Annotated in this window: 17 protein-coding genes, 1 other RNA gene and 4 pseudogenes; 10 read left to right on the top strand and 12 right to left on the bottom strand. The window is 55.4% G+C overall.

The window, feature by feature from the left end; translation table 11 throughout:
* Nucleotides 1-89 precede the first annotated feature (89 nt).
* Entirely contained in the window at nt 90-239 is a 150-nt protein-coding gene (locus tag SGP1_RS25480) for a DUF2496 domain-containing protein (protein ID WP_070108800.1), read from the top strand.
* A gap of 29 nt (nt 240-268) precedes the next feature.
* On the opposite strand, the gene acrR is transcribed toward SGP1_RS25480, so the two are convergent.
* Nucleotides 269-928 carry a multidrug efflux transporter transcriptional repressor AcrR gene (gene acrR / locus SGP1_RS05860; RefSeq protein ID WP_011410549.1) on the bottom strand — a complete coding sequence of 220 codons (660 nt, stop codon included), beginning with the start codon at nt 926-928 and terminating at the stop codon, nt 269-271.
* Between the two features lie 144 nt (nt 929-1,072).
* Here acrR and SGP1_RS05855 point away from each other — a divergent pair, with 144 nt between their 5' ends.
* The 6 genes and pseudogenes from SGP1_RS05855 (at nt 1,073) to SGP1_RS05830 (ending at nt 7,147) form a co-directional block, all read left to right on the top strand.
* Entirely contained in the window at nt 1,073-2,269 is a 1,197-nt protein-coding gene (locus SGP1_RS05855; protein ID WP_011410548.1) for an efflux RND transporter periplasmic adaptor subunit, read from the top strand.
* Between the two features lie 18 nt (nt 2,270-2,287).
* Entirely contained in the window at nt 2,288-5,452 is a 3,165-nt protein-coding gene (locus tag SGP1_RS05850; protein ID WP_011410547.1) for an efflux RND transporter permease subunit, read from the top strand.
* A gap of 152 nt (nt 5,453-5,604) precedes the next feature.
* Nucleotides 5,605-5,861, top strand: a pseudogene (locus SGP1_RS05845) (type B 50S ribosomal protein L31).
* A gap of 19 nt (nt 5,862-5,880) precedes the next feature.
* A complete protein-coding gene (ykgO, locus tag SGP1_RS05840) occupies nt 5,881-6,021 on the top strand; it encodes a type B 50S ribosomal protein L36 (RefSeq protein ID WP_011410546.1) in 141 nt (46 codons plus the stop codon).
* A gap of 516 nt (nt 6,022-6,537) precedes the next feature.
* Complete coding sequence (gene tomB, locus SGP1_RS05835) at nt 6,538-6,897, top strand: Hha toxicity modulator TomB (RefSeq protein ID WP_011410545.1); 360 nt, start codon at nt 6,538-6,540, stop codon at nt 6,895-6,897.
* A gap of 46 nt (nt 6,898-6,943) precedes the next feature.
* Complete coding sequence (locus SGP1_RS05830; protein ID WP_011410544.1) at nt 6,944-7,147, top strand: HHA domain-containing protein; 204 nt, start codon at nt 6,944-6,946, stop codon at nt 7,145-7,147.
* 490 nt (nt 7,148-7,637) lie between these two features.
* Here SGP1_RS05830 and ffs read toward each other — a convergent pair.
* Nucleotides 7,638-7,734: signal recognition particle sRNA small type (ffs, locus tag SGP1_RS25475), an RNA gene on the bottom strand.
* A 200-nt stretch (nt 7,735-7,934) separates the two neighbouring features.
* On the opposite strand from ffs, the gene SGP1_RS05825 reads away from it, so the two are divergent.
* Nucleotides 7,935-8,237: an MGMT family protein gene (locus tag SGP1_RS05825; protein ID WP_041866665.1), complete on the top strand. Its 303-nt coding sequence runs from the start codon at nt 7,935-7,937 to the stop codon at nt 8,235-8,237.
* A gap of 194 nt (nt 8,238-8,431) precedes the next feature.
* Here SGP1_RS05825 and SGP1_RS05820 read toward each other — a convergent pair.
* The 5 genes and pseudogenes from SGP1_RS05820 to SGP1_RS05800 form a co-directional block, all read right to left on the bottom strand.
* Nucleotides 8,432-8,982: pseudogene (locus SGP1_RS05820) on the bottom strand (YbaY family lipoprotein).
* A gap of 257 nt (nt 8,983-9,239) precedes the next feature.
* Nucleotides 9,240-10,469 (bottom strand): annotated as a pseudogene (gene amt, locus SGP1_RS05815) (ammonium transporter).
* 37 nt (nt 10,470-10,506) lie between these two features.
* On the bottom strand, nt 10,507-10,845 hold the full coding sequence (gene glnK / locus SGP1_RS05810) for a P-II family nitrogen regulator (RefSeq protein ID WP_011410542.1): 339 nt from the start codon (nt 10,843-10,845) through the stop codon (nt 10,507-10,509).
* Between the two features lie 378 nt (nt 10,846-11,223).
* Nucleotides 11,224-12,999: a SmdB family multidrug efflux ABC transporter permease/ATP-binding protein gene (locus SGP1_RS05805; RefSeq protein ID WP_011410541.1), complete on the bottom strand. Its 1,776-nt coding sequence runs from the start codon at nt 12,997-12,999 to the stop codon at nt 11,224-11,226.
* Nucleotides 12,983-14,761, bottom strand: coding sequence for a SmdA family multidrug ABC transporter permease/ATP-binding protein (locus SGP1_RS05800; protein ID WP_011410540.1), 1,779 nt, complete (start codon nt 14,759-14,761; stop codon nt 12,983-12,985). The genes SGP1_RS05805 and SGP1_RS05800 overlap by 17 nt, the downstream gene beginning before the upstream one ends.
* 345 nt (nt 14,762-15,106) lie before the next feature.
* Here SGP1_RS05800 and SGP1_RS05795 point away from each other — a divergent pair.
* Nucleotides 15,107-16,145, top strand: a pseudogene (locus tag SGP1_RS05795) (PLP-dependent cysteine synthase family protein).
* 97 nt (nt 16,146-16,242) lie between these two features.
* Nucleotides 16,243-16,938 carry a 7-cyano-7-deazaguanine synthase QueC gene (queC, locus tag SGP1_RS05790; RefSeq protein WP_011410539.1) on the top strand — a complete coding sequence of 232 codons (696 nt, stop codon included), beginning with the start codon at nt 16,243-16,245 and terminating at the stop codon, nt 16,936-16,938.
* Nucleotides 16,939-17,189: 251 nt separating this feature from the next.
* Here the strand turns inward: queC and SGP1_RS30615 are convergent, their stop codons facing one another.
* The 5 genes from SGP1_RS30615 to clpX form a co-directional block, all read right to left on the bottom strand.
* Entirely contained in the window at nt 17,190-17,348 is a 159-nt protein-coding gene (locus tag SGP1_RS30615; protein ID WP_158302339.1) for a hypothetical protein, read from the bottom strand.
* Nucleotides 17,349-17,834: 486 nt separating this feature from the next.
* Entirely contained in the window at nt 17,835-19,688 is a 1,854-nt protein-coding gene (ppiD, locus tag SGP1_RS05785; RefSeq protein WP_011410538.1) for a peptidylprolyl isomerase, read from the bottom strand.
* 234 nt (nt 19,689-19,922) lie between these two features.
* Entirely contained in the window at nt 19,923-20,195 is a 273-nt protein-coding gene (gene hupB, locus SGP1_RS05780) for a nucleoid-associated protein HU-beta (protein ID WP_011410537.1), read from the bottom strand.
* Nucleotides 20,196-20,409: 214 nt separating this feature from the next.
* Nucleotides 20,410-22,764, bottom strand: a complete 2,355-nt coding sequence (lon, locus tag SGP1_RS05775; RefSeq protein WP_011410536.1) for an endopeptidase La — start codon at nt 22,762-22,764, stop codon at nt 20,410-20,412.
* Nucleotides 22,765-22,958: 194 nt separating this feature from the next.
* Nucleotides 22,959-24,233, bottom strand: a complete 1,275-nt coding sequence (gene clpX, locus SGP1_RS05770; RefSeq protein ID WP_011410535.1) for an ATP-dependent protease ATP-binding subunit ClpX — start codon at nt 24,231-24,233, stop codon at nt 22,959-22,961.
* Between the last annotated feature and the right edge of the window lie 124 nt (nt 24,234-24,357).

Here is a 24,357-nt window from a genome sequence, read left to right as displayed (position 1 = left end):
GAACAAATGGATTACCTTTTCATCTTTAAGAGATGTAAATAATATCATCTATACTTCAGTTTACAGCCTGAGTTGTGCAGGAGAACGAGGTGACCCTCGAAGACGAATCCCCCGAAATCAGATTGGCGATCGATTTGATTATGCTGCTGGAAAAAAATGAACTGGCGCCGGAGCTGGTGCTGGCGGCATTGGAAATCGTCAAAAATGATTACTTGCGCAAAGCGGAGACGGCGGAGTAAACGTTTTCAGGCTATGTAAGCGCAGATCCTCAGGCGGATTGCGGCGCGTCGTTTTGTCCGCAGCGCAACATCGGGCTCATGCGCAGCATGTCGATAAGCCCAAATACCAGGGTGCGCGACTCGGCTTGCAGATCAAAACTGCCGGGAATGAACAGCCAGTTTTCCATGAGGCCGGTCATGTAAGCGCGCAACATGATCGCCGCACGCCGGCAGTGCAGCGTTGCGGGTAATTGCTGCTGTTCGATGCAGCGGCCGAGTGTCGCTTCCAGCCGGCCGTAACATTCATCAAACAATTGCGATCGCACTTCCTGGTACAGCGCCATTTCACCCACGAATTCGCATTTATGAAACAAAATTTCCATAAGCTCACGCCACTGGCGGTTAGAAACGGTAGCGTCAAGAATGTAAATCATTGTCTCGGTTAACACATAAAGTGGATTGTCTGGATATTTTGTTTGATACTCTGTTTCAAAATCTTGGATCTTACTGTCAGCCGTATGAAGTATTTCATTGAATAACTCGGCTTTATTTTTGAAGTGCCAATAAATCGCGCCGCGCGTTACCCCGGCCAGTGCCGCGATATCATTAAGTGATGTGGCGGATACCCCTCTCTCTGAGAAGGCCTTGATGGCGGCGTCCAGTATATGCTGGCGGGTTTCCTGAGCCTGTCGTTTGGTTTTTCGTGCCATAGTGCCGTTTTAGCGGGATCTTTGGATTTACATACATTCAAGAATGTATGTAACATAGCATAATGAAAAATGTAACGCAGCACTGTCTTTGGGGCTTGTGATCACTTGATCAATTTTTTCAAATCGGAATCTTGGGGTTTATCTATGAACAAAAACAGAGGGCTATTGCCTCTGGCAGCCGTTCTTATGCTTTCCGGCAGTTTTATTCTCGCAGGCTGTGATAATAAAGAAGCCAACAAAGCAGGAAATCAGCAGCAGGCTCCCGAAGTGGGCGTTGTGACGCTAAAAAAACAAGCACTGAATGTCACCACCGACTTACCGGGCCGCACAGCCGCTTTTCGTGTCGCGGAGGTCCGCCCGCAGGTCGATGGTATTATCCTGAAACGTAACTTTGTCGAAGGCAGCGATGTTACGGCAGGTGTGTCTCTCTATCAGATTGACCCTGCAACCTATCAGGCCGCCTATAACAGCGCCAAGGGCGATCTGGCACAGGCACAGGCGAATGCCGGCATTGCCCGGGTGACCGTCAACCGCTATAAAAAACTGCTCTCCACCAGCTATGTCAGCCGCCAGGACTATGATCAGGCGGTGGCCACCCTGGCGCAAAATGATGCCGCCGTGCAGACCGCTCAGGCCGCGCTGAAAACCGCCCGCATTAATCTGGCTTACACCCGCGTCACGTCTCCGATAAGCGGCCGCATCGGCAAATCCGCCTTCACCGAAGGCGCGTTGATCACCAGCGCGCAAACAACGGCCATGGCGACCGTGCAGCAGTTGGACCCTATGTATGTCGACGTGACTCAATCAAGTAACGATTTTCTGCGTCTGCGCCAGGAGCTGGAAAACGGCACGCTGAAACAGCGTGACGGCAAGTCGACAGTGCATCTGCTGATGGAAAACGGCGGCGAATATGCGCAGACAGGTACGCTGGAATTTTCCGACGTCACGGTGGATGAAACCACGGGCTCCATTACGCTGCGCGCCATTTTCCCTAATCCGCAACACACGCTGTTGCCGGGTATGTTTGTACGCGCCAGATTGGATCAGGGCGTCAATGAAAACGCGTTACTCGTACCTCAACAGGGCGTAACCCACACGCCCCGCGGCGAGGCGAGCGCCATGGTGGTCGATAGCAATAATAAAGTCGCTATCCGCCAAGTCACGGCGCCGCAGGCGATTGGCGATAAATGGTTGGTCACCGCCGGGTTACAGGAAGGCGACAAAGTCATCGTCGCCGGTGTGCAGAAGGTGAAACCCTGCATGCAGGTCACTCCCAAAGAGGTGACCAACCAGGAAAAACAACCGGAACAACCTCAGCCTGACACCGCTAGCAAGTCTTAACAGGAACGGGTAACCCTTATGTCTAAGTACTTTATCGATCGGCCCATATTCGCATGGGTGATTGCCATTATCATCATGCTGGCGGGGGCACTGTCGATACTCAAGCTGCCCATCGAACAGTATCCGGCTATCGCGCCGCCGACGATCCGCATCACAGCGACATATCCCGGCGCGGACGCCTCAACGTTGCAAGACAGCGTGACGCAAATAGTCGAACAGAATATGAACGGCATCGACCATTTGATGTACATGGCGTCCGATAGCGACTCGTCCGGTACCGCGACCATCACGCTGACCTTTGAATCGGGTGCCGATCCGGATATCGCCCAGGTTCAGGTGCAGAACAAACTGCAGCTTGCGATGCCGCTGCTGCCGCAAGAAGTTCAGCAACAAGGTGTACAGGTGCAGAAATCCAGCGCCAGCTTCCTCATGGTCGCCGGTTTTATCAGCGATGATAAAAACATGACTCAGGAAGATATCGCGGATTATGTCGGCTCCTCGCTGAAAGATCCCATCAGTCGTACCAACGGCGTAGGCGAAGTGCAACTGTTCGGCGCCCAATATGCGATGCGTATTTGGCTCGATCCTAACAAGCTTAATAACTTTCAATTAACGCCGGTAGATGTCATCAGTGCGCTTGAGGTCCAGAACAACCAGATCGCCGCAGGCCAGTTGGGGGGATCCCCTCCGGTGAAAGGGCAGCAGCTTAACACGTCGATCATCGTGCAAACTCGGCTGAAAACCACCGACGAGTTCGGTAAAATCCAGCTGAAGGTCAATCCCGATGGCTCGCAGGTCCGGCTGAAGGATGTGGCCACGATTGCGCTCGGGGGTGAAAGTTATGACATCATCGCCCGCATTAACGGCCAGCCCGCCACGGGTCTGGGGATTAAGCTCGCCACCGGCGCCAATGCGCTGGATACCGCCAACGCGGTCAAAGCAGAGCTGGGACGGCTACAGGCCAACTTCCCCGCGGGGCTGAAAGTGGTTTACCCCTACGACACCACGCCGTTCGTGAAGATTTCCATCACCGAGGTAGTAAAAACGCTGGTGGAAGCCATCATCCTGGTGTTCCTGGTGATGTATCTGTTCTTGCAGAACTTCCGCGCTACGCTTATCCCGACTATCGCGGTGCCGGTCGTCTTGTTGGGGACCTTCGCCATCTTGGGGGCGTTTGGCTATACCATTAACACCCTGACGATGTTCGCCTGCGTGCTAGCCATCGGGCTCTTGGTGGATGACGCCATCGTGGTGGTGGAAAACGTCGAGCGCGTTATGGCCGAGGAGGGACTCAGTCCCATTGAAGCTACGCGGAAATCGATGGGCCAGATTCAGGGCGCCCTGGTGGGGATCGCGCTGGTGTTGTCCGCCGTGTTTGTACCGATGGCGTTCTTCGGCGGCTCAACCGGCGCCATTTACCGTCAGTTCTCCATCACCATTGTATCGGCAATGATTCTGTCGGTTATCGTGGCGCTGGTTCTGACCCCTGCCCTGTGCGCCACCCTGCTCAAGCCCATCAAAAAAGGCGACCACGGCAAGACCACAGGCTTTTTCGGTTGGTTTAATAAAAAGTTCGATCAGAGTACTCATCATTACACCGACAGTATCGGCCACATTCTAAATAGCACCGGCCGCTACCTGCTGATTTATCTGCTGATTGTGGTCGGCATGGCGCTGTTGTTTATCCGCCTGCCCACCTCATTCCTGCCAGATGAAGACCAAGGGGTTTTCCTGACGATGACCCTGCTGCCGGCGGGTGCGACGCAGGAACGCACCCAGCATGTGCTGGATGAAGTGACCCAGTACTATCTTAACAATGAGAAAGACAACGTCAGATCGGTGTTCACCGTCAACGGGTTCGGTTTCGCCGGACGCGGGCAGAACTCCGGTATCGTGTTCGTCAGCCTGAAAGACTGGGGTGAGCGTTCCGGGGCTGAGAATAAGGTCCCCGCAATAACCGCCCGCGCCAACCAAGCTTTCTCGAAGATCAAGGACGGCATCGTGCTGGCGTTTAACCTGCCGGCAATCGTCGAGCTGGGGACCGCAACCGGTTTCGACTTTGAATTGATCGATGAGAATAACCTGGGGCATGAACAGCTGACCGCCGCGCGTAACCAGTTGCTGGGGATGGTGGCACAGCATCCTGATGTACTGCAAGGCGTCCGCCCGAACGGTCTGGAAGATACCCCAGAGTACAAGCTGGATGTCGATCACGAAAAAGCCGAGGTGCTGGGGGTTTCGCTGTCGGATATCAATACCACCATTGGCGCAGCGCTCGGCGGCAGTTATGTTAATGACTTCATCGACCGCGGCCGCGTGAAGAAGGTTTATGTCCAGGGTGACGCGCCCTACCGTATGCTGCCGCAGGATATCAATAACTGGTACGTGCGCGGTTCGGATAACCAAATGGTGCCGTTATCGGCGGTAACTACCGCTCGCTGGCAGTACGGTTCACCCCGTCTGGAGCGCTATAACGGGTTGCCGTCAATGGAAATCCAGGGGGAAGCCGCGCCCGGTAAAAGTACCGGTGAAGCCATGGCATTAATGGAGCAACTGGCGGGCAAACTGCCGGCGGGAATCGGTTACGATTGGACCGGCATGTCCTACCAGGAACGGTTGTCTGGCAACCAGGCCCCAGCGCTGTATGCAATATCGCTAATCGTGGTGTTCTTGTGTCTGGCTGCGCTGTATGAGAGCTGGTCGATCCCGTTCTCGGTTATGCTGGTTGTACCGCTGGGGGTAATTGGCGCCCTGCTGGCGGCAACGCTGCGCGGTCTGAACAATGACGTGTATTTCCAGGTTGGTCTGCTGACCACTATCGGACTATCGGCCAAGAACGCGATATTAATCGTGGAATTCGCCAAAGATCTGATGGAAAAAGAAGGCAAAGGACTGATAGAAGCAACGCTGGAAGCGGTACGCATGCGCTTGCGGCCGATTCTGATGACTTCCCTCGCCTTTATTCTCGGCGTACTGCCCCTGGCTATCAGCACCGGGACCGGGTCCGGCTCGCAAAACGCGGTCGGTACCGGCGTGATGGGCGGGATGGTTACCGCTACCCTGCTGGCTATTTTCTTTGTACCGGTGTTTTTTGTGGTGGTGCGCCGCCGCTTCGGTAAAAAAGGCCATCAGGACGAACTGGAGCAGGGACATCCGGTGGAGAATCCGCCGCCGCGGCCGTAAGGCGCGAGGTGATTATACCACTCCCCGAGGGCCGCTTTGCGGCCCTTTTTTTGTCCGCGGCATAAAACGGCTAACACCCGAACGGCAATTGTATAATGTCTTTCCTGGCGCTATAATTAAAATGTTATAACATAACAAAAAGGAGAAGCATGATGAAACCCGATATTCATCCCCTTTATCGCCAGGTGTTTTTTCACGACACGACGGCCGATGTCTGGTTTAAGGTCGGATCTACCATCGCCACGACCCGCACGTGGACTACGAAGGACAAATCTACCCCTATGTCACCCTGGAGGTTTCCAGCGCGTCACACACGTATTACACCGGCAAAGAGCGCACGGTAGCCAAAGACGGCAGCACCGCACGTTTCAACCAACGCTTTGGCCGTTTCCTCGATCAACCGTCATAATCCACAGGACAACTTTAAGATGAAGGTATTAAGTTCACTTGCGAGCGCCAAAACGCGTTATCCTGATTGTCAGGTGGTCCGCCGCCGCGGGCGTGTGTACGTAATTTGCAAATCCAATCCGCGCTTTAAGGCGGTTCAGGGACGCAAAAAACGCCGCTAACTTTGCAAGAGAGGCTCATCGGGGCCAAGAGAGAAAGTCAGCGCATCGCTACGCCGGGAGAAATACCTTCAGCGCTTTTTATTTGCCGCCGTCAGACAGCAAAATGGTCTATACACGAACGTTGTAAGGGTAATGCAGGGATTTACGCATATTTGTAAACAAATATTGTAATCGAGTGAATAAGAAGAAAACACTCTTTTATTTATCCGACATGTCTGCTAATTTTAAAGTACTAATCGCGCATACAGCACTGTATAATGTTATTCAGCCGTACCGTTTCATTCCGCACTAGCGCGCCGGCAACGAGAGAACGCTGAGGCCCTATCCCACGCTGTTTACCTGAGCTTTGCCGTCACGGCAGGCTATGACTCAGGGACTGTAAGTTAATGTAAGCAAGGGATGCCAAATCGCCTAAAATATCCTATCTTTAATCTGGAATGGGCGAAGTGGGTATCGATCCATGTCCCCAGCCGGGTTTTAAGATCACTGCAATTGCTATGTGTTAGGAGGGCTGATATGGATGAGTATTCACCCAAACGCTACGATATTGCGCAATTGAAATACCTGTGTGAAAATCTCTATGATGAAGGCATTGCCAGTCTGGGCAACAGCTATCATGGTTGGGTAAATGACCCAAGTTCCGCCGTCAATTTGCAGCTTAACGAATTAATTGAGCACATAGCGGCGAATATTGTCATCTTCAAACTTAAATACCATAATGAAAGTGAGCTTACCGATCAGGCTGAAACCTTTTTAGACGATACTTTTACCCTGTTCAGTAGCTATGGCATCAATAATTACGATATACAGCGCTGGCGGCGCAGCCGCAGGCGTTTATTCGGAACATTCTCGGAGACAGAGCTCTGTACAACCTGAGAAAGTAAGCACATCCCCGTTCAACTGACTGTACGAAAAGGTAAAAATGAAAAAGATCGACTATTTAATGCGCTTGAGGAAGTGCAGAACGCTGGAAACCCTTGAGCGTGTGATTGAAAAAAACAAATATGAACTGTCCGATGACGAGCTAGAGATATTCAATTCCGCCGCCGATCATCGTCTGGCGGAACTGACGATGAACAAGCTATACGACAAAGTACCGGTTTCCGTCTGGAAGTATGTACGCTAAAACTGATTATTCTAAATATAATGTTGGTGTTAATAAACATGACTATTAATACCTTTTTTACCCGCCGGCAATTAAATTACCTATTGCCCGCTCCTGCTGAAATACGCTCTTTTTCGCGCCATTGACGTCAGGTTAACTTCCTATTTGTCTGGCGCGCGATGTAGGTGTAAATGGCGAGTGCGTTATCATACTGGTTAATAACATTATTGGACTTTTCTATAGGCAGGTCAAAAGCTACACAGTCAAGCGCCTATTGCATCGGATTTCCCTCATTTTCGCTGGGTTGCCCTGACGTCATTTCGTACAATTGTATTTTTACAGGTGCCGGACGGGAATGCACTGGCCGGCAGATACGATTTCCCCACGCCATTAATAAAGGGCAATAGCGGGAAAAACACGCCTTATTTCCACTGAAAGAGGGAGTGATCCAAAGTGGCACGTGGGTATGTTGCGTCATGACAGGACGAGTGGCAGCTGAAATGGGTGGAGGCCCCGCCAGCGACATCCCGGCACACACGTCGCTTGCTGCGGCTGCTTCCTTCCGGACCTGACCGAGTTCACAAGGTAGTGTTGCGAGAGCACCCACGGAGCCTCCATTGACGGCTCGTTTCACACGAGCGCGGGGCATTATCAATTAAGGCTTCGGTAATTGCAAGCCGAGGCGGTTTAAGCGCCGTTTTCTTATCCAATATGTTTTATACTTAACGCTTCAGCGCAGACGGCTTGCGGGAGGCGAACCGAATATGACAGGATAATCCCCACGCCGATTTACCTGTTGAAGTGGAATATGTCCGATCCCTCTCATGATAATTTTCCCCAGCGCGTTTACCACATCGTGGCGGCTATCCCGTATGGACGACTGATAACCTATGGTGAAGTGGCGCATCAAGTGGGTGGTCTGTTAAGCCGTTTGCCTGAAGGCAGCAAACTTCCCTGGCACCGGGTGGTTAATCGTCACGGCGCCATCTCGTTAAGCGGGGAGGATTTTTACCGTCAGCTTCACGTGCTGCAAGAGGGAGGACTACTGCTACAGGATAGCGGCCGATTTGATCTTGACCGCTACCGTTGGCGACCGGAAGACGTTGATTAATCGCGCCTGACGGCGTGCGGACGGCTTTGGTAAACAATCGACGCCGTTTCCTGCTGCCCCGCGTGCGGCCGCTACTAACTATTGACGCGGTGAAAGTGTGGCCACCGTTGACACGTTGCCATGAGGGAAACGGGCTTGGTTATGGGAAGGCCGCCGCGGGCGACGGTCATGATGTGCACAAGCGCCGCTATCTATCAGAAGGACGTGGGCGCCGGAACACTATTAGAGGGAGTTACCTGCGTAGGCGACGTTAATGGAACCGTGGTCGCGGGCTTGTTTTGCGTCGGCAAGGCAACCGACTGTACCGGTATCATTGTCAGGTCGTGACGCGTGCCGCCTTGGGTGACCGCCATTTTGACCTGTTCGGTAATCATCACCACACGCCCATCGACGGTAATGGCGGCGCTCAGCAGAATACGGGCGTTGGGCTGGATATCCGAGGGGTTAAACGGCAACACAAAGCTGAACGGTGCCTACTTACCCTCGGTACGCACGACTCGCTGCGCGATAACCTTGGACGGGGTATCGGGGATAGTGGCATCGGATAGCGTTAGCGCTGCGTCAGGCGGCAGCGCAATACGTTCGCAGATATAGACCGTGCCGCTACCGCCGGCTGGCTAATCGCGCCCTGTTGGGCGGTTCCCGGCGCTTTAAACGCGGGGGTGGGAATATTGGCGCTTTTATCCGCGCATCCTGCAAGCGTAGCGCCCAAGGCGATACCCGCAACAACCTGCCAGTGTTTCATCTTTCTCTTCTCCTTCTTATTATTTGCCGGACCTTCACCACCGTGAGTAACGTGGTGGCGAATGCGATGGTGGTTCGTACCACCCAATGCTTTAATCATGGCACAAGATCCCGGAATTTTCCTCTCGCCGGGTTAAGGAGGATTTTCTCGCGCCCTCCCCCTTACCGGAGTAAACGGCGGCCATAAAAAAAGCGGAAGCACAAAGGCTCCCGCCAGGGGTGACCAGAACGACCGGTTCGCGAACCGGTCACGCTCGATTAAGGGTTGTAGGCGTTTTCGCCGTGGCTGTTCACTCCAGACCTTCGCGCTCTTGCTCTTCAGAAACATGCAAGCCCACCATCATATCGGCGATTTTGAAGCCGATAAACGCGACCACGCCAGACCATATCAGACACACCACTACACTTATAAGCTGTACCCAGACCTGATGTCTTATCGTGATGCCTTCAGCATAACCGATGCCGCCCAGAGAGGCGGAGGAGAATACCCCGGTCAGGAGACAGCCGACGATGCCGCAGACACCGTGTACGTCAAACACATCGCAAACGTCGTCCACTTTCAGCCATTTCTTCAATTTGACCACACCCCACAGCCCCGCTACGCCACCGACCAGACCAATGACCAGCGCGCCGCCGACACCGACGGTACCGGCAGCCGGAGTAATGAAGACCAGACCGGCAAATGCACCCGGAGCACGCGCCCAGTAAGGAAGGTTTGCCGCGCAGCATCCACTCGACGAACACCCAGGAGAGGATAGCGCTGGCGGAGCCGGCGTTGAAACCGAACCAGCCGACATAAAGGATTGCAGTGCCGGTAAAGACCATCGGCAGGTTATGCGGTTTGAAGGCTTCTTTACCGAAGCCAGCGCGTTTGCCCAGCAGGTAAGCGCCCACCAGACCGGCACTGGCGGCATTGATGTGCACCACCGTACCGCCGGCGAAGTCCAACGCCTCAAGCGATGCCAGGAAGCCGCCCGCCCACACCATATGCGCCATCGGCAGATAGGAGAACGTCAACCATACCACCACGAAAATCAACACCGCCGAGAAACGGATACGTTCCGCCAGCGCGCCAACGATCAGGCAAACGGTAATACAGGCAAAGGAGCACTGAAACGCCACATGAATCAGCTGATAGAAAATGCCGTTCAGCGCGGTCACGCCGATACTTTTCAGCATAATCATGCTGAAATCGCCAAAGAAGGCGTTACCGGTGCCGAACGTTAGCGAGTAACCATAAATCATCCACAGTACGCAGACCAGGGCGAAGGTGACCGCCACCTGCGTCAGCATCGACAACACGTTTTTCCCGCGCAGCATGCCGCCGTAAAAAAGCACAATCACCGGCAGGGTCATAAACAGCACTAGCGCGGTACTTATCATCATAAACGCGTTATCGGCCTTATCGGCCGCGGGTGCCGCAGCCATGGCCCAGGACGGCAAAAGGGCCGCCGCGCCAAGAGCGGTGAGTGAGACAAGTTTCTTCATTTTTTTATTCATCCCTTTCTACAAATAGCGCATAACGTTAAAGTGCCGCTTCGTCGGTTTCGCCGGTACGAATGCGAATAACCCGCTGAAGCTCAGCAACAAAAATTTTGCCGTCGCCGATCTTGCCGGTGCAAGCCGCTTTGCTGATGACATCAATCACTTCATCAAGCTGATCGTCGGCAATAGCGATGTCAATTTTCACTTTCGGCAGGAAATTTACGCTGTACTCAGCACCGCGATAAAGCTCAGCATGGCCTTTCTGACGTCCAAATCCTTTCACTTCAGTGATCGTCAGCCCCTGAATACCCACAGAGGAGAGCGCTTCACGCACATCTTCCAATTTAAATGGCTTAATCACCACGGTTACCAGCTTCATATGTACCCCTCGAAAATTAAGTCCCGACTCGCGACCACTACGCCCAAGTAAGGCAAAATATGTGCCACAAATGTTTTGACATAGAAATTTACCATTAGCAGGCTATTCCTTTGGCACCTGCCCGTTGCTGGACAGGGCGTCGGCGTGAAAGGCGACGTTCAGCGAAGCGGGAATGCACCAAACGGGTGCTCAATGCTAAAAAAGGTGCGTGTGTCACAAAAATGGCACATTCATGCCATTCAGAGTGCGTATCGGGTGTGGGTTACAGGCGACAGGAAGGTTAAGGGTGGTAGCAATCCATTGCCCGCCTGCCAAAAAAGGCAGACGGTAGCGGCGTGAGAGGGGGCGTAGACGGCGACGCTGCGCGCCAAAGCATATTTAGCCGGACAGCGCCTGGGGCTCGTCGGCGTGCAGCGCCTGACCCGCTTGCTGCAGTTGATACATTTGATAATAGCGGCCCCGAGACTGTAGCAAGGCGGCATGGGTACCGCGTTCCACCGCTTCCCCCCTATGCAGGACCAGGATTTGGTCCGCCTCGACGACCGTGGACAGCCGGTGGGCGATGACCAAAAGCGTCGTACACCGCCGCACCGCCTGCAACGCCTGGGCAATCGCCTGCTCAGTACCGGAGTCGATATTGGCGGTGGCTTCGTCGAGAATCAATATCGCCGGCGTAGACACCAGCACCCGCGCCAAGGCCAGCAGTTGCTTTTGCCCGACCGACAGCGTGTTGCCCTGCTCACCCAGTTCAGCATAAAGTCCCCCTGGTAAGGCACGCACCAATGTAGCCAGTTGCACCTGTTCAAGCGCGCGCCAGACCTGATGCTCGTCGAGCTCCCGTCCGAGGGTCACGTTGGCATACACCGTGTCGACCAGCACGACCGGATCCTGCTGTACCATTGCCACTCCCTGGCGCAATACCCGGTGGCTGAGTGTTTCAATCGGCCTGCCGTCCAACAACAGCGTTCCTTCGCTTACCGGGTAGTACCCCATCATCAGGCTGGCCAGGGTACTTTTCCCGCTGCCGGTATGCCCTACCAAGGCAATAAAGCTTCTCGCCGGCGCCGTCAGCGAAATGTGACGCAGCACCGACTCTCCGCGATCATAGGCAAACTCGAGGTCGCACAACGCAATGGTGCCACCGCCGAGGAGACGATCATCCGGGCCATAGTGCTGTGCGGGACCATCCATTAATTCAAAGATTCGCTCACCCGCTACCGCCGCTTGCTGCATGATGGACTGCTGGGATGTCAACTCAATAAGCGGCTCATTCAACCGTCCGAGATAGTTGATAAAGGCGTAAAGTACCCCCACGCCGATTGCTCCACGCGGACTAAGCCCGAACAGCAGCAGCATGCCGCACAAGATAAGTGCGAATAGCAGGCTAAGCATCGGGCGCAACAGGTAGCCCTCCAGCCGCAGCGTCGCCATACGGGTTTGAAAGTGGGCATGGCTCGCCCGCTGAAGCTTGGCGCCGAAACGCTGCTGTTGACGGAACTGCTGTATGACGCCCATACCGTTGATGGCCTCGTTGAAACCGTCATTAATATCGGCGACATAGGACCGCAGACGCCGGACAATCGGCGTGCTGTAATGCTGATACAGCCACATCACCACAATGACCACCGGAAACAAAATCAGCGAGATACACGCCAGCCGCCAGTCCAACAAAAACATCGCCACCAGCATGGCGCCGATTAACGCCACGCTGCGCAGCACCGAAGCAACCACCGTGACGTACAGATCTTTCACCACTTCGGTATCGTTTGTGACCCTGGAAATAAGCTGCCCTACAGGCTGTCTTTCGAAAACGCTTAACGGTTGGCGCAGCGCAGCGTCCATCACTTCCGTACGCAGTTGCTGCACGACACTTAACGCCGTACGGTTAAACAGTAACGCCTGATAATAGCGCAGCACGGCCGACAGTACCTGTAGCGCGAGAAAAATCGTCACCAAGCCGGCCACCATCCCAAACGGCAACCTTTTCTCCGGCAGAATATGATCGATGAAATAGCTTATCACTATCGGCCCGGCAACCTCCGCCGCCGCCGCCAGCCATAGCATCATGACCGCCAGCGTTAAGGGCCGGCGGTACGGGCGGCCATAGGCAAGCAGCCGCTTGAGGGTGAGCCAGAGGCTAATCCAGTTGCGCATCGCCCGTCTCCTTGGGGTGGGGTTTCTGTTCGAGCTCGGCTTCCAGCTGCTGATAGCGGAACATATCCCGGTACCAGCCAGGCTGTTGCAGTAGCGCTTGATGATCGCCGCGCTGGCCGATGCGGCCTTGTTTTAACACCAGGATCTCACTCGCGCCCTGCAACGCCGACAGCCGGTGTGCGGTGATGATAACCGTACGGTGAGCGCCAAAGCGCCGCAGGTTCTGCAATATGCTGCGTTCCGTGCGGCCGTCAACCGCCGACAGTGCATCATCCAAAACAAGAATCTCCGCTTCCAGCAACAGCGCGCGGGCAATGGCCAGCCGCTGTTTTTGACCACCGGACAACATGACGCCGCGCTCACCGACCTCTGTTTGATACCCCTGGGGAAGGCGCAGTATGTCCTCGTGCACGCAGGCCAACCGCGCCGCCTCTTCAATTTGCTGCGCCGTAGCGTCCGGGCGACCGAGTGCGATATTGCTGGCGACGCTGTCAGAAAACAAAAAAGGCGTTTGACTTACCACTGCCAGCCGGCTGCGCCAGTGATCGAGCGCCAGCGCGGTCAAGGGCAGATCGTGAAAGCGTATCTCCCCTTCGGCTACGTCAAACTGCCGCAGGATTAGCGCCAGGAGCGTGCTTTTGCCAGCGCCGGTAGGTCCGCACACGCCCAGCATCTGCCCGGGAGCCAGCGTCAGATAAATACCCTGTAGCGCAGGATTCCGGGCGTGCGGATAACGAAACGCGTCTATCGCCACGCTCAGCGCTCCCCGCCCAGCAGGGAAAGATAAGGTGCCGTCCACCACCTCAGGCCTTTCCTCCAGCGTCTGGCGAATACGGCTATAGGCTGCGCTACCGCGCTCTACAATGTTAAACATCCAGGCCAAGGCGAGCATTGGCCAGATCATCAAGCCGAGATACATAATAAAGCTGGTCAATTGACCGAGCGTCATGGCGCCGCGCATCACCAGCCAACTGCCGCCGCCGACAGCCAGTAAATTGGATAGCCCCACCGCCAGATAGATAGTCGGGTCGAAGCGGGCGTCCACCCGGGCCAAATGCATATTTTTGTCACCGGCTTCCAAGGCGACGGCGGCGAAACGCGCCGACTGATGCTGTTCCAGGCCGAAAGCCTTGATCATGCGGATGCTGGCCAGATTTTCCTGTGCCTGATTATTCAGCGAGGAGAACGCCGCCTGCGCCACGCGAAAACGCTGATGCAGGCGCTGTCCGTCCCGCTTGATAAGCACAGCCATCACCGGCATCGGGAGGAGGGCCAGTACGGTCAATTGCCAGCTAATTTGCAGACTCATCACCAGCAAAACCGAACACCCCATCACCAGCGAATCGACCAGCGTCAGCACGCCTTCGCCGGCGGCGAACACCACGCGGTCGACATCATTCGTGGCGCGCGCCATCAGATCGCCGGTGCGGTGGCGCAGATAAAAGCCTGGCAGTTGCCTGCTGAGCAGATGATATAGCCGATCGCGCAGCTCCACCGCCAGCCTATAAGCGGCGCCAAATAACAAAATACGCCAGACATAACGCAGTCCGTAAACCAGCACGGCCGTCGCGGCCATTATCCCCAGCCACAGCGCCAGATGACGCCCCGTGGCCTGGCCCGCCACTACGCTATCGATGATAATGCCCACCAGCCGCGGCGACACTAATTGTAACAGCGCGATAATTATCAGCAGCGTCACAGCACCCAGGTAGTGCCGCCACTCGCGGCGAAAGAACCATCCTAATTGTGCAAATAATCTCACGAGGCGTTATTCCAAAAATATAAAAGGCAGTAGCGACGCGCCGGGCAACATTGTCGCCGTATTATACCGTGATTAAGAAATTAATGTTGGCTTCAGGCCCGGCCAAAGACATCAAAGGCGTCGGGCGCGACAAAGTCACCGGCCAATTGAGTCGCAGCAGAGATGACCGATCGATAAAAAGTTAAAATACCCAGTTAATGACCATTTAAAGGCAAAATGACACCATTAAATAAATTATAAATAGAAATATTTTCTACTGTTAGCGATAGTAATGTGAAAAAAAGCAAACTCTTTTCCCGCCGTTCCGGTTAGGCTATGTTTAGACTCATTATAAGGACTATAAGCATGTCGTCATGGGCAACACAGGCGGTAAACGAGATAGCGTGTGACTTTCAGCGCTCGGCGGATACCCATTTAATCTGGCTTACGTTGCCGGCCTTTCCCGATATTATTTTCTATCTGAAGGATGAGAGTACCCACCCCTTCCGGCAGCCTGAAACACCGACTCGCCCGTTCTTTGTTTCTCTACGGACTCTGCAACGGCTGGATCCGACAGGACAGACCCGTTATCGAAGCATCGTCCGGCAGTACCGCCGTTTCCGAGGCATACTTCGCCCGCCTGCTGGGGTTGCCTTTTATCGCCGTGGTGCCGGAATGCACCACACGGCGAAAAATTGAACAAATCGAGCACCATGGTGGCCGCTGCCATTTCGTCAGCCACGGCGGATTGATTTATGACAAGGCGAAACGGCTGGCGCGCGAGCAAAACGGCCATTATATGGATCAATTCACCTATGCCGAGCGTGCTACCGACTGGCGAGGGAATAACAATATCGCCGAAAGCATTTGGCGCCAGATGGCGCGCGAACCCTTTCCACAGCCCTCCTGGGTGGTGATTAGCGCCGGCACCGGCGGCATCTCCGCGACGCTTGGACACTATATTCGCTATCAAGGCCACCCTACTCGCCTGATGGTCGTCGACCCGGAGAATTCGGTATTTCATGCGTTTTTCCGCCAGAGCGATCCCGACCTGACCCATAATCGACCCAGCCGCATCGAGGGCATCGGCCGGCCGCAGGTGGAGCCGTCGTTTATTCCCAGCGTGATAGATGAGATGATGACCGTCCCTGATGGCGCCAGCATTGCCACGCTCGGATGGCTGGAGTCGCTGCTCGGCCGCCGCGTCGGCGGCTCTACCGGCACCAATATGTGGGGTGCGCTGCAATTGGCCAAACGGATGCGTGCCGCCGGCGAAGCGGGAGCCATTGTCACGCTTTTGTGCGACGGCGGTGAACGCTATAGCGACACCTACTACCAGCCGGCGTGGGTAAAGGAACATATCGGCGACATTCGTCCCTGGCAGGAAGCGCTGGAAAATCTCTAACGTCAGACCGTCGTCGGATTCTTCGCCGCCCGCTACTGTTCATCTGCTGGCAGAGACAGTACCCTATATCCTTTGCCCTACAGAGTGAATGAAACAGATGAAACGAGCAGTGGTGGTGTTTAGCGGCGGACAGGACTCAACAACCTGCCTTATTCAGGCGTTAAGTCAGTATGACGAAGTCCATTGCGTCACCTTTGACTATGGCCAACGCCATCGGGCGGAGATCGACGTCGCCCGCAAACTGGCGATGCAATTAGGCGCCCGCGCGCATAAAGTGATCGATGCGGGACTGCTTAATGCGCTGGCGGTCAGCAGCCTTACCCGCGACAACATTACGTTTCCGGGTTACGAGGACAGCGCCGGCGGTCTGCCCAGCACCTTCGTCCCCGGCCGAAATATCCTGTTTTTGACCCTGGCCGCCATTTACGCCTATCAGGTCGAGGCAAGCGCAGTCATCACCGGCGTTTGCGAGACGGATTTTTCCGGTTACCCCGATTGCCGCGATAACTTTATCAAAGCGTTGAATGCCGCAGTCAATCTCGGGATGGCGCGCGAACTGAGCTTCGTTACGCCGCTGATGTGGCTGGACAAGGCCGAAACCTGGGCGCTGGCGGATTATTACCACCAGCTCGATCGGGTGCGCCATGATACGCTTACCTGCTACAACGGCATCAAAGGCGACGGCTGCGGCCAGTGCGCGGCCTGCCACCTGCGCACACACGGGCTGGCGGCGTACCGTGCGCAGCCACAGGCGGTTATGGCCTCGCTTAAAGCCAAAACCGGCCTTCATTAAGCGCAACACCCTAGCCATAAACGGCAGCGGCAGTCTGATGGCCCTAACGGCAATATCGCAGCCCTGAATCGTAACGAGGCGGCGGCAAGGGCGACAACTTCAGCGCCACAAACCGCAGCCAAGTGGGCTGAAAGCATTATCGGCGCCCCAGCCGCATCAGGACAATACCGCCACCCCACGCCGCAGACAGCGGCGAAAATGCCTTTCGTGGACCCGCAGCACGTTGCGCTTACTGTCCACGCCCGTGGCGCCTACAGTTTCAGACAATCTTTGAGCCGTGCCATCGTCGCCGGCCCGATGCCTTTCAACCCCTTCACCAGATCGTCCAGCGACGCGGTGTTGATGCTGATTTTATCCTCTTCTTCGTCCTCCTCCGTGCCGCCCGTCGCCGGCGCGTTGTCTGGCTGCACCCCCTGGCGCTTTTTTCTCTCGCTTACCGCCTGGTGCCCTTTTACTCCCTGACGGGATAGGGCGCGCCGTAACGCTGGCGGTGGGGGGCGCGGGTTTTTCCTGCTTGATGTCCGGGGTGGTCGTGTCCGTGGTCTGGTAGTCCATCGGCGCGTGTGCTCCCTCCTGCGGCACCGCCGCCTCAAACATAACGGGATCGGTCTGGGTGGCTTTATCCGCGGTAGTGGGTGCCAACGCCGCTTCTCCAGCCCCAGCCAGGGTGGCTCGCACCGGCTCGGAGCATTACAGGGACAGGACGGCGATGAGGGTGAGTAACATTCTTATCAAAATGGGTTGTCGCATGCTCTTTTCTCCATAGTATCTTCCCAGCAGAGCATGCCTTGGCGTCTGATTCACCGCTATCGTCCGCGGCGAGAAACGTAACAGGCCGCGAAAGCGGCCCTGTTGGTAGTTGCAGAATTAACGGTGGAATTGCGCTCAACGCCGCATTATTGCATCTGCGCCGCCGCGCCCATTTTAATTTTCGCCTCCGCGCGCAGGTTCTCCAGCAGCGCATCAAAGGCGACGCCGGTCATCCCCTGATTCAACTGATCCACAAACTGTTTGCGCTGCTGCTCTTCCAGCGTCCGCGGCGTCACACTGTCCAGCGCGATGAGCACAATATCGCCCTGGGCATTGCTGGCCATGCCGTAACTGCTTTTGCCATGGGGCGGCTGTGGCAGCGTGAAGACGGTCTGCGCCAGCGGATCGCCCTGATTGGCGGAGTCGAATTGCTGCGGCGCGCTAAAGCTCAGTCCGGCCGCCTGCAGCGCCTCTGTGCCTTTGTCCTGCTTCAGGGCAACCAGCGCTTTTTCAGCATCGACACGCGCCTGTTCCAGCGCTTTCTGGCGTTTGACTTCCTGCTCCACCCGCGCACGCACATCCTCAAGCGGCTGCACGCGTTCGGGACGGTGCTCGGCAATACGGATGACAAAAGAGCGGTTGCCGTCCACGGTGATAACGTCCGAGTTGCTGCCCAAAAGCGACCCCTGGAACAGCACCTGTTTCACCGCGTCGTAGTTGAGCGCCGCGGGCACGTCATCGTGACTGAACCAGTCAGTCTGCTGCGCCTTGATGCCGGCGGCGGTTTCCGCCGACGCCAGCGTCTCGTTATCGTTGCTGGCTGCATCGCTCACTTTTTGCTGCAGCGCATAATAGGCATCAATAGCTTTTTCCTGCTTCACTTTAGCCGCCACTTCGTCGTGCACCGCGCTCAGCGGACTAACTTGCGCCGGCTGCATATCGTCCAGACGAATGATAAGAAAGCCTACCGACGATTTGATCACGCCCGATAGTTGCCCTTTCTGGCTCAGGTTAGCCTGCTTGAGCTCGTCGAGGGTATCGCTGTCGCTCATCCAACCAATATCGCCGCCGTTTTTCGCCGAGACGACATCAGTGGAGTGGGCTTTGGCCAAGGAGGCGAAATCGGCTCCCTGCTGCAGTTGTTTCAGCCAGTCGTTGGCATCGTTTTCGCTTTTGCTTTGAATGATACTGTAACGTTTACGCCCGGGAACGGTGAACTGGTCGTGATGCTGATCGTACCAGGCCTGAATCTCCTGCTCGTCAACGGTGGTTTTCGTCTGCATCGTTTCAGCATCCATCGGGATATAGCTCACCTTGAAGGCTTCCGGCGACAAGTACTGGTTCTTGTACGCGTTATAACTCGCCTGAATTTCATCGTCACTCGCGGTTTGCTTCGCTGCCAGCGCCGCGATAGCAAACATTGCCAGACGCGCTTCGCGGGTTTGTACCGCCACCTCCAGCAGCCGGTCGGTTTCTGCCGGCAGCAGGAAACCTGTTCCGCCGATACCCTGAATCAGCTGCTGGGTAAGTAACTGTTTGCGCATCAGCGTGGCATATTGATCCGGCGACAGCCCCATGTTGCCGATAAGCGAACGGAATTTAGCATTATCGAATTTATCCTCGGTGCGGAAGGCCAGGATGGCGAAAATGGCCTGTTTGATTTGATCGTCGCTGATAGCCAGTCCCAGCTTATCAGCGTACTGATCCAGAAGCGTTTCATCTATCAACTGCGAAAGCACCTGCTGGCGCATATAGCCCTCATTGGCCGCCAACTGGGAGAACTGTTCACCCATAGCTTCCTGCTGGCGGTTACGTTCGTTCTGCACCGCCTGCTCCAGTTGCGAACGGCTTATCTGCTGACCGTTCACCTTGGCGGCGTAGTCGCCATCGCCGCCGATCAGATAGTTGCCTACCCCGGTCAGCACGAATGAAAAGGCAATAAGCCCCAGAATAATTTTGAGCACGACGTGATTAGCGGCCGCGCGTAAATTGTCCATCATGGTGTTACAACACTCCGCTGTAAATGAATGAAACCTCTGCGCCGGTAAACGGTCTGCCCGCCTGCCGCAGCTCTCGGGAGCAGCTGCGCGTTAACGCTAGTTATCTGACAACACCAACCCTGCCTTGTCAGCCAATACAGAAAAAAAGCGCATCCTGATGATGCGCCTTGTATTCTACCCTACCCGCCTGACTGCGTCAGGTATTAGTTGACACAGGCGAGAACGGGAAAGCTATCAGTTCACCGCGTCTTTCAGCCCTTTACCGGCACGGAAGCCCGGAACCTTGGCGGCAGCGATGGTGATTTCTTTACCGGTTTGCGGATTACGTCCGGTGCGGGCGGAACGCTCGCGCACGGTGAAAGTGCCAAACCCGACCAGCGCAACGTCATCTCCCTGCTGCAGCGACTCGGTAACCGAACCGATGATAGCATCCAGCGCTCGTCCGGCGGCCGCTTTGGAAATATCAGCACCTGCGGCAATTTTGTCGATCAGTTGTGACTTATTCACTTTTTCATCCCCTCTTGAATTCTCGTCGCGGCGGATTTTTCCTTAAACGCGACAGCGCAGCTATTATATCAAACCCAGTATGTCGGAACAGACTGAACCTGCCCGCTGCCCCGACCCAACAGCCCACTAACTTAACGGTACAAAAAAAGGCTGGCAAGTCCGAAATGGCCTGCCAGCCCCTTTTTACTGGTTTACTTTACATAAACCCCTCATTTTACGTTTCGGGCACCACTTCGATGCCGAAAGGCGCATTCTGCAGCGCCAGATTCAGGACTTTGTCGATGCGCTGTACCGGATGAATGTCCAGGTCGTTTATCACGTTGGCTGGCATATCTTCCAGGTCGCGCTTGTTCTCAAACGGAATCAGCACGGTTTTTATACCGCCGCGATGCGCCGCCAGCAGTTTTTCCTTCAGACCGCCGATGGGCAGTACCTGACCGCGCAGTGTTATTTCACCGGTCATCGCCACGTTGGCTTTGACCGGATTGCCGGTCAGGCAGGACACCAGCGCGGTACACATAGCGATACCGGCGCTCGGACCATCCTTGGGCGTGGCGCCTTCGGGCACGTGGACATGAATGTCCCGCTTTTCATAGAAATCGGGATTGATACCCAGCTTGTCCGCCCGCGCACGCACCACGGTCAACGCCGCCTGAATGGATTCCTGCATCACCTCACCCAGCGAACCGGTATAGGTCAGTTTGCCCTTGCCAGTCACGCACGCGGTTTCGATGGTCAGCAAGTCGCCGCCGACTTCGGTCCACGCCAGACCGGTGACCTGACCGATACGGTTCTCGCCTTCCGCACGGCCGTAATCGAAGCGCTGAACGCCGAGGAAATCTTTCAGGTTATCGGCGCTGATGATGATATGTTTGGTGCTCTTGTCCATCAGCAGGGTCTTCACCGCCTTACGGCACAGTTTGGAGATCTCGCGCTCCAGGCTACGTACCCCGGCTTCGCGGGTGTAATAGCGGATAATCCCCACCAGCGCACTGTCTTCCACCGTCAGTTCGCCTTTTTTCAGCGCGTTGCGCTCAAGCTGCTTGGGCAGCAGATGCTGACGGGCTATGTTGAGCTTTTCATCTTCGGTGTAGCCCGACAGACGAATCACTTCCATACGATCAAGCAGGGGCGCCGGGATATTCATCGAGTTCGAGGTAGCGACAAACATCACGTCGGAGAGATCATAATCCACTTCCAGGTAATGGTCGTTAAAGGCCACGTTCTGTTCCGGATCCAGCACCTCCAGCAAGGCTGAAGCCGGATCGCCGCGCATATCCGAAGACATCTTGTCGATTTCGTCGAGCAGGAACAGCGGGTTTTTCACGCCGACCTTGGACATCTTCTGTATCAACTTACCCGGCATCGAGCCGATATAGGTCCGACGATGCCCGCGGATTTCCGCTTCATCGCGTACCCCTCCCAGCGCCATACGCACGTACTGACGCCCGGTCGCCTTGGCGATGGACTGACCGAGCGAGGTTTTCCCTACCCCCGGCGGTCCTACCAGACACAGGATCGGCCCTTTGATTTTACTGATCCGGCTTTGTACCGCCAGGTATTCCAAAATGCGGTCTTTGACGCGTTCAAGCCCGTAATGATCTTTATCCAGGGTCTCCTGCGCTTTGACCAGGTCTTTTTTCACTTTACTGCGCGCGTGCCAGGGTACCGACAGCATCCAGTCGATATAGCCGCGCACAACGGTCGCCTCGGCCGACATCGGCGACATCATCCTCAACTTCTGCAGCTCCGCCTCGGTCTTTTCCCGGGCTTCCTGCGGCATTTTGGCCGCCTCTATCTTGCGCTTCAGCGCTTCGTTTTCATCCGGCGCATCATCCATCTCGCCCAGCTCTTTCTGAATCGCCTTCATCTGTTCATTCAGATAGTACTCGCGCTGGCTCTTTTCCATCTGTTTCTTGACGCGATTGCGAATACGTTTCTCTACCTGCAACAGATCGATTTCCGACTCCATCATCGCCATCAGATATTCGAGCCGCTCGGTCACATCGGCCATTTCCAGCACCGACTGCTTGTCGGACAGCTTCAGGGGCATATGGGCGGCGATGGTGTCGGCCAGACGGGCGGCATCATCGATACTGTTTAACGAGGTAAGTACTTCGGGAGGGATTTTTTTGTTCAGTTTGATATAGCTTTCAAACTGATTGATGGCGGTCCGCACCAGCACTTCCTGCTCGCGCTCATCCAGCTCGGGCGCGTCGAAATAGTCCACTTCGGCGCTGAAATGATCGCCGCTGTCCGACAGTTCTTTGATACGGGCACGGGTCAACCCCTCTACCAGCACTTTTACCGTGCCGTCCGGCAGTTTCAGCATCTGCAGAATGGACGATACCGTCCCGACGGAAAAAAGATCATTGATACCCGGCTCGTCGGTTGACGCTTCTTTCTGAGCCACCAACATGATTTTTTTATCACTGTCCATGGCTGCTTCAAGACACCGAATCGATTTTTCCCGGCCGACAAACAGCGGGATGACCATGTGCGGATAGACCACCACATCGCGCAGAGGCAATACAGGAATTTCTATGCGTTCGGAACGCTCAGCATTCATAGAGCTCTCTCTTAGTTTAGCTTCCGCCAGGTTTGTGGGATGCGCAAAAACTCGGCTTTTGCCCGTTTCAACAATTAGGTATTTGAGTATATGGGGTCGAATCGCTTACATTCAACGGCAGCCGGTGATGAAAAAAAACGGGGGATAAAATCCCCCGCCTGGACGCTGTCACTCGGCGCGCACGCCGCCCCCCGTTACTCGCCGGAGGCCTGCTGCGCTTCGTGCTTGCCGTAGATAAGCAACGGCTCCGACTGACCGGCGATGACCGCTTCGTCGATCACCACCTTTTCCACGCTGTCCTGGGAAGGCAGTTCGTACATGGTTTCCAGCAGCGCGCCCTCCACGATGGAGCGCAGGCCGCGGGCGCCGGTTTTGCGCGCCATGGCTTTTTTGGCGATGGCGGTAAGGGCTTCATCACGGAATTCCAGCTCTACGCCTTCGAGGTTGAACAACGCCTGATACTGCTTGGTCAGCGCGTTTTTCGGCTCGTGCAGGATTTGAATAAGCGCTTCTTCGCTTAATTCATTCAGGGTCGCGACGACGGGCAAGCGACCGATAAATTCGGGGATAAGGCCGAATTTAATCAGGTCTTCCGGCTCCACCTGCGCCAACAGTTCACCCTTGGTCACTTTCTCCGAGCTGCCTTTGACGGTGGCGCTAAAGCCAATACCGCGGTTGGTTTCGGTGCGCTGTTCAATCACTTTATCCAGACCCGCAAAGGCGCCGCCGCAGATAAACAGGATCTTCGAAGTGTCCACCTGGAGGAATTCCTGCTGGGGATGTTTGCGCCCGCCCTGGGGCGGAACCGCAGCTACGGTCCCTTCTATCAGTTTCAACAGCGCCTGCTGTACCCCTTCGCCGGATACGTCGCGGGTGATGGAAGGGTTGTCCGACTTGCGGGAAATTTTGTCAATCTCATCGATGTACACAATGCCGCGCTGGGCTTTTTGCACATCGTAATCGCACTTCTGCAGCAGCTTCTGGATGATATTCTCCACATCCTCACCCACATACCCGGCTTCTGTCAGGGTGGTGGCGTCGGCCATGGTGAAAGGCACATCCAGGAAGCGGGCCAGCGTTTCCGCCAGCAGGGTCTTGCCGCTGCCGGTAGGTCCAATCAGCAAAATGTTGCTTTTGCCGAGTTCGATACCGTTGTTGGTGTCGCCATTGCGCAGGCGCTTATAGTGGTTATAAACCGCCACCGCGAGCACTTTTTTAGCCTTTTCCTGGCCAATGACATAATCGTCCAGGTGGTGCCGGATTTCATGGGGCGTCGGTAGCGCGCTGCGTTCACGATGCGGGGCGACTTCCTTTATTTCTTCGCGGATAATGTCGTTGCATAAATCGACACATTCATCGCAGATATACACCGACGGCCCGGCGATCAGTTTCCGCACCTCATGCTGGCTTTTACCGCAGAAAGAGCAATACAGCAGCTTTCCTGAACCGTCTTTGCGCTTATCTGTCATCAGTAAACCTCTTTCTTTCGTCTTTGTCCGGCGGGCCAATCAGGGCGGCAACACGACGGCTGGACTCAAAACCGGTCGCCGGAAGCGCTGATGCTTCCGCACGACGCACTACATTAACTATAGC

It is taken from the genome of Sodalis glossinidius str. 'morsitans' (genome assembly GCF_000010085.1).
Taxonomy (GTDB): Bacteria; Pseudomonadota; Gammaproteobacteria; order Enterobacterales; family Enterobacteriaceae; genus Sodalis; species Sodalis glossinidius.
This window is presented reverse-complemented; position numbering and strand designations above follow the sequence as displayed.

Coding starts and splice junctions, on each gene's coding strand:
- acrR (WP_011410549.1), bottom strand. CDS start 928: ATGGCACGAAAAACCAAACGACAGGCTCAGGAAACCCGCCAGCATATA.
- SGP1_RS05855 (WP_011410548.1), top strand. CDS start 1,073: ATGAACAAAAACAGAGGGCTATTGCCTCTGGCAGCCGTTCTTATGCTT.
- SGP1_RS05850 (WP_011410547.1), top strand. CDS start 2,288: ATGTCTAAGTACTTTATCGATCGGCCCATATTCGCATGGGTGATTGCC.
- ykgO (WP_011410546.1), top strand. CDS start 5,881: ATGAAGGTATTAAGTTCACTTGCGAGCGCCAAAACGCGTTATCCTGAT.
- tomB (WP_011410545.1), top strand. CDS start 6,538: ATGGATGAGTATTCACCCAAACGCTACGATATTGCGCAATTGAAATAC.
- SGP1_RS05830 (WP_011410544.1), top strand. CDS start 6,944: ATGAAAAAGATCGACTATTTAATGCGCTTGAGGAAGTGCAGAACGCTG.
- SGP1_RS05825 (WP_041866665.1), top strand. CDS start 7,935: ATGTCCGATCCCTCTCATGATAATTTTCCCCAGCGCGTTTACCACATC.
- glnK (WP_011410542.1), bottom strand. CDS start 10,845: ATGAAGCTGGTAACCGTGGTGATTAAGCCATTTAAATTGGAAGATGTG.
- SGP1_RS05805 (WP_011410541.1), bottom strand. CDS start 12,999: ATGCGCAACTGGATTAGCCTCTGGCTCACCCTCAAGCGGCTGCTTGCC.
- queC (WP_011410539.1), top strand. CDS start 16,243: ATGAAACGAGCAGTGGTGGTGTTTAGCGGCGGACAGGACTCAACAACC.
- ppiD (WP_011410538.1), bottom strand. CDS start 19,688: ATGATGGACAATTTACGCGCGGCCGCTAATCACGTCGTGCTCAAAATT.
- lon (WP_011410536.1), bottom strand. CDS start 22,764: ATGAATGCTGAGCGTTCCGAACGCATAGAAATTCCTGTATTGCCTCTG.
- clpX (WP_011410535.1), bottom strand. CDS start 24,233: ATGACAGATAAGCGCAAAGACGGTTCAGGAAAGCTGCTGTATTGCTCT.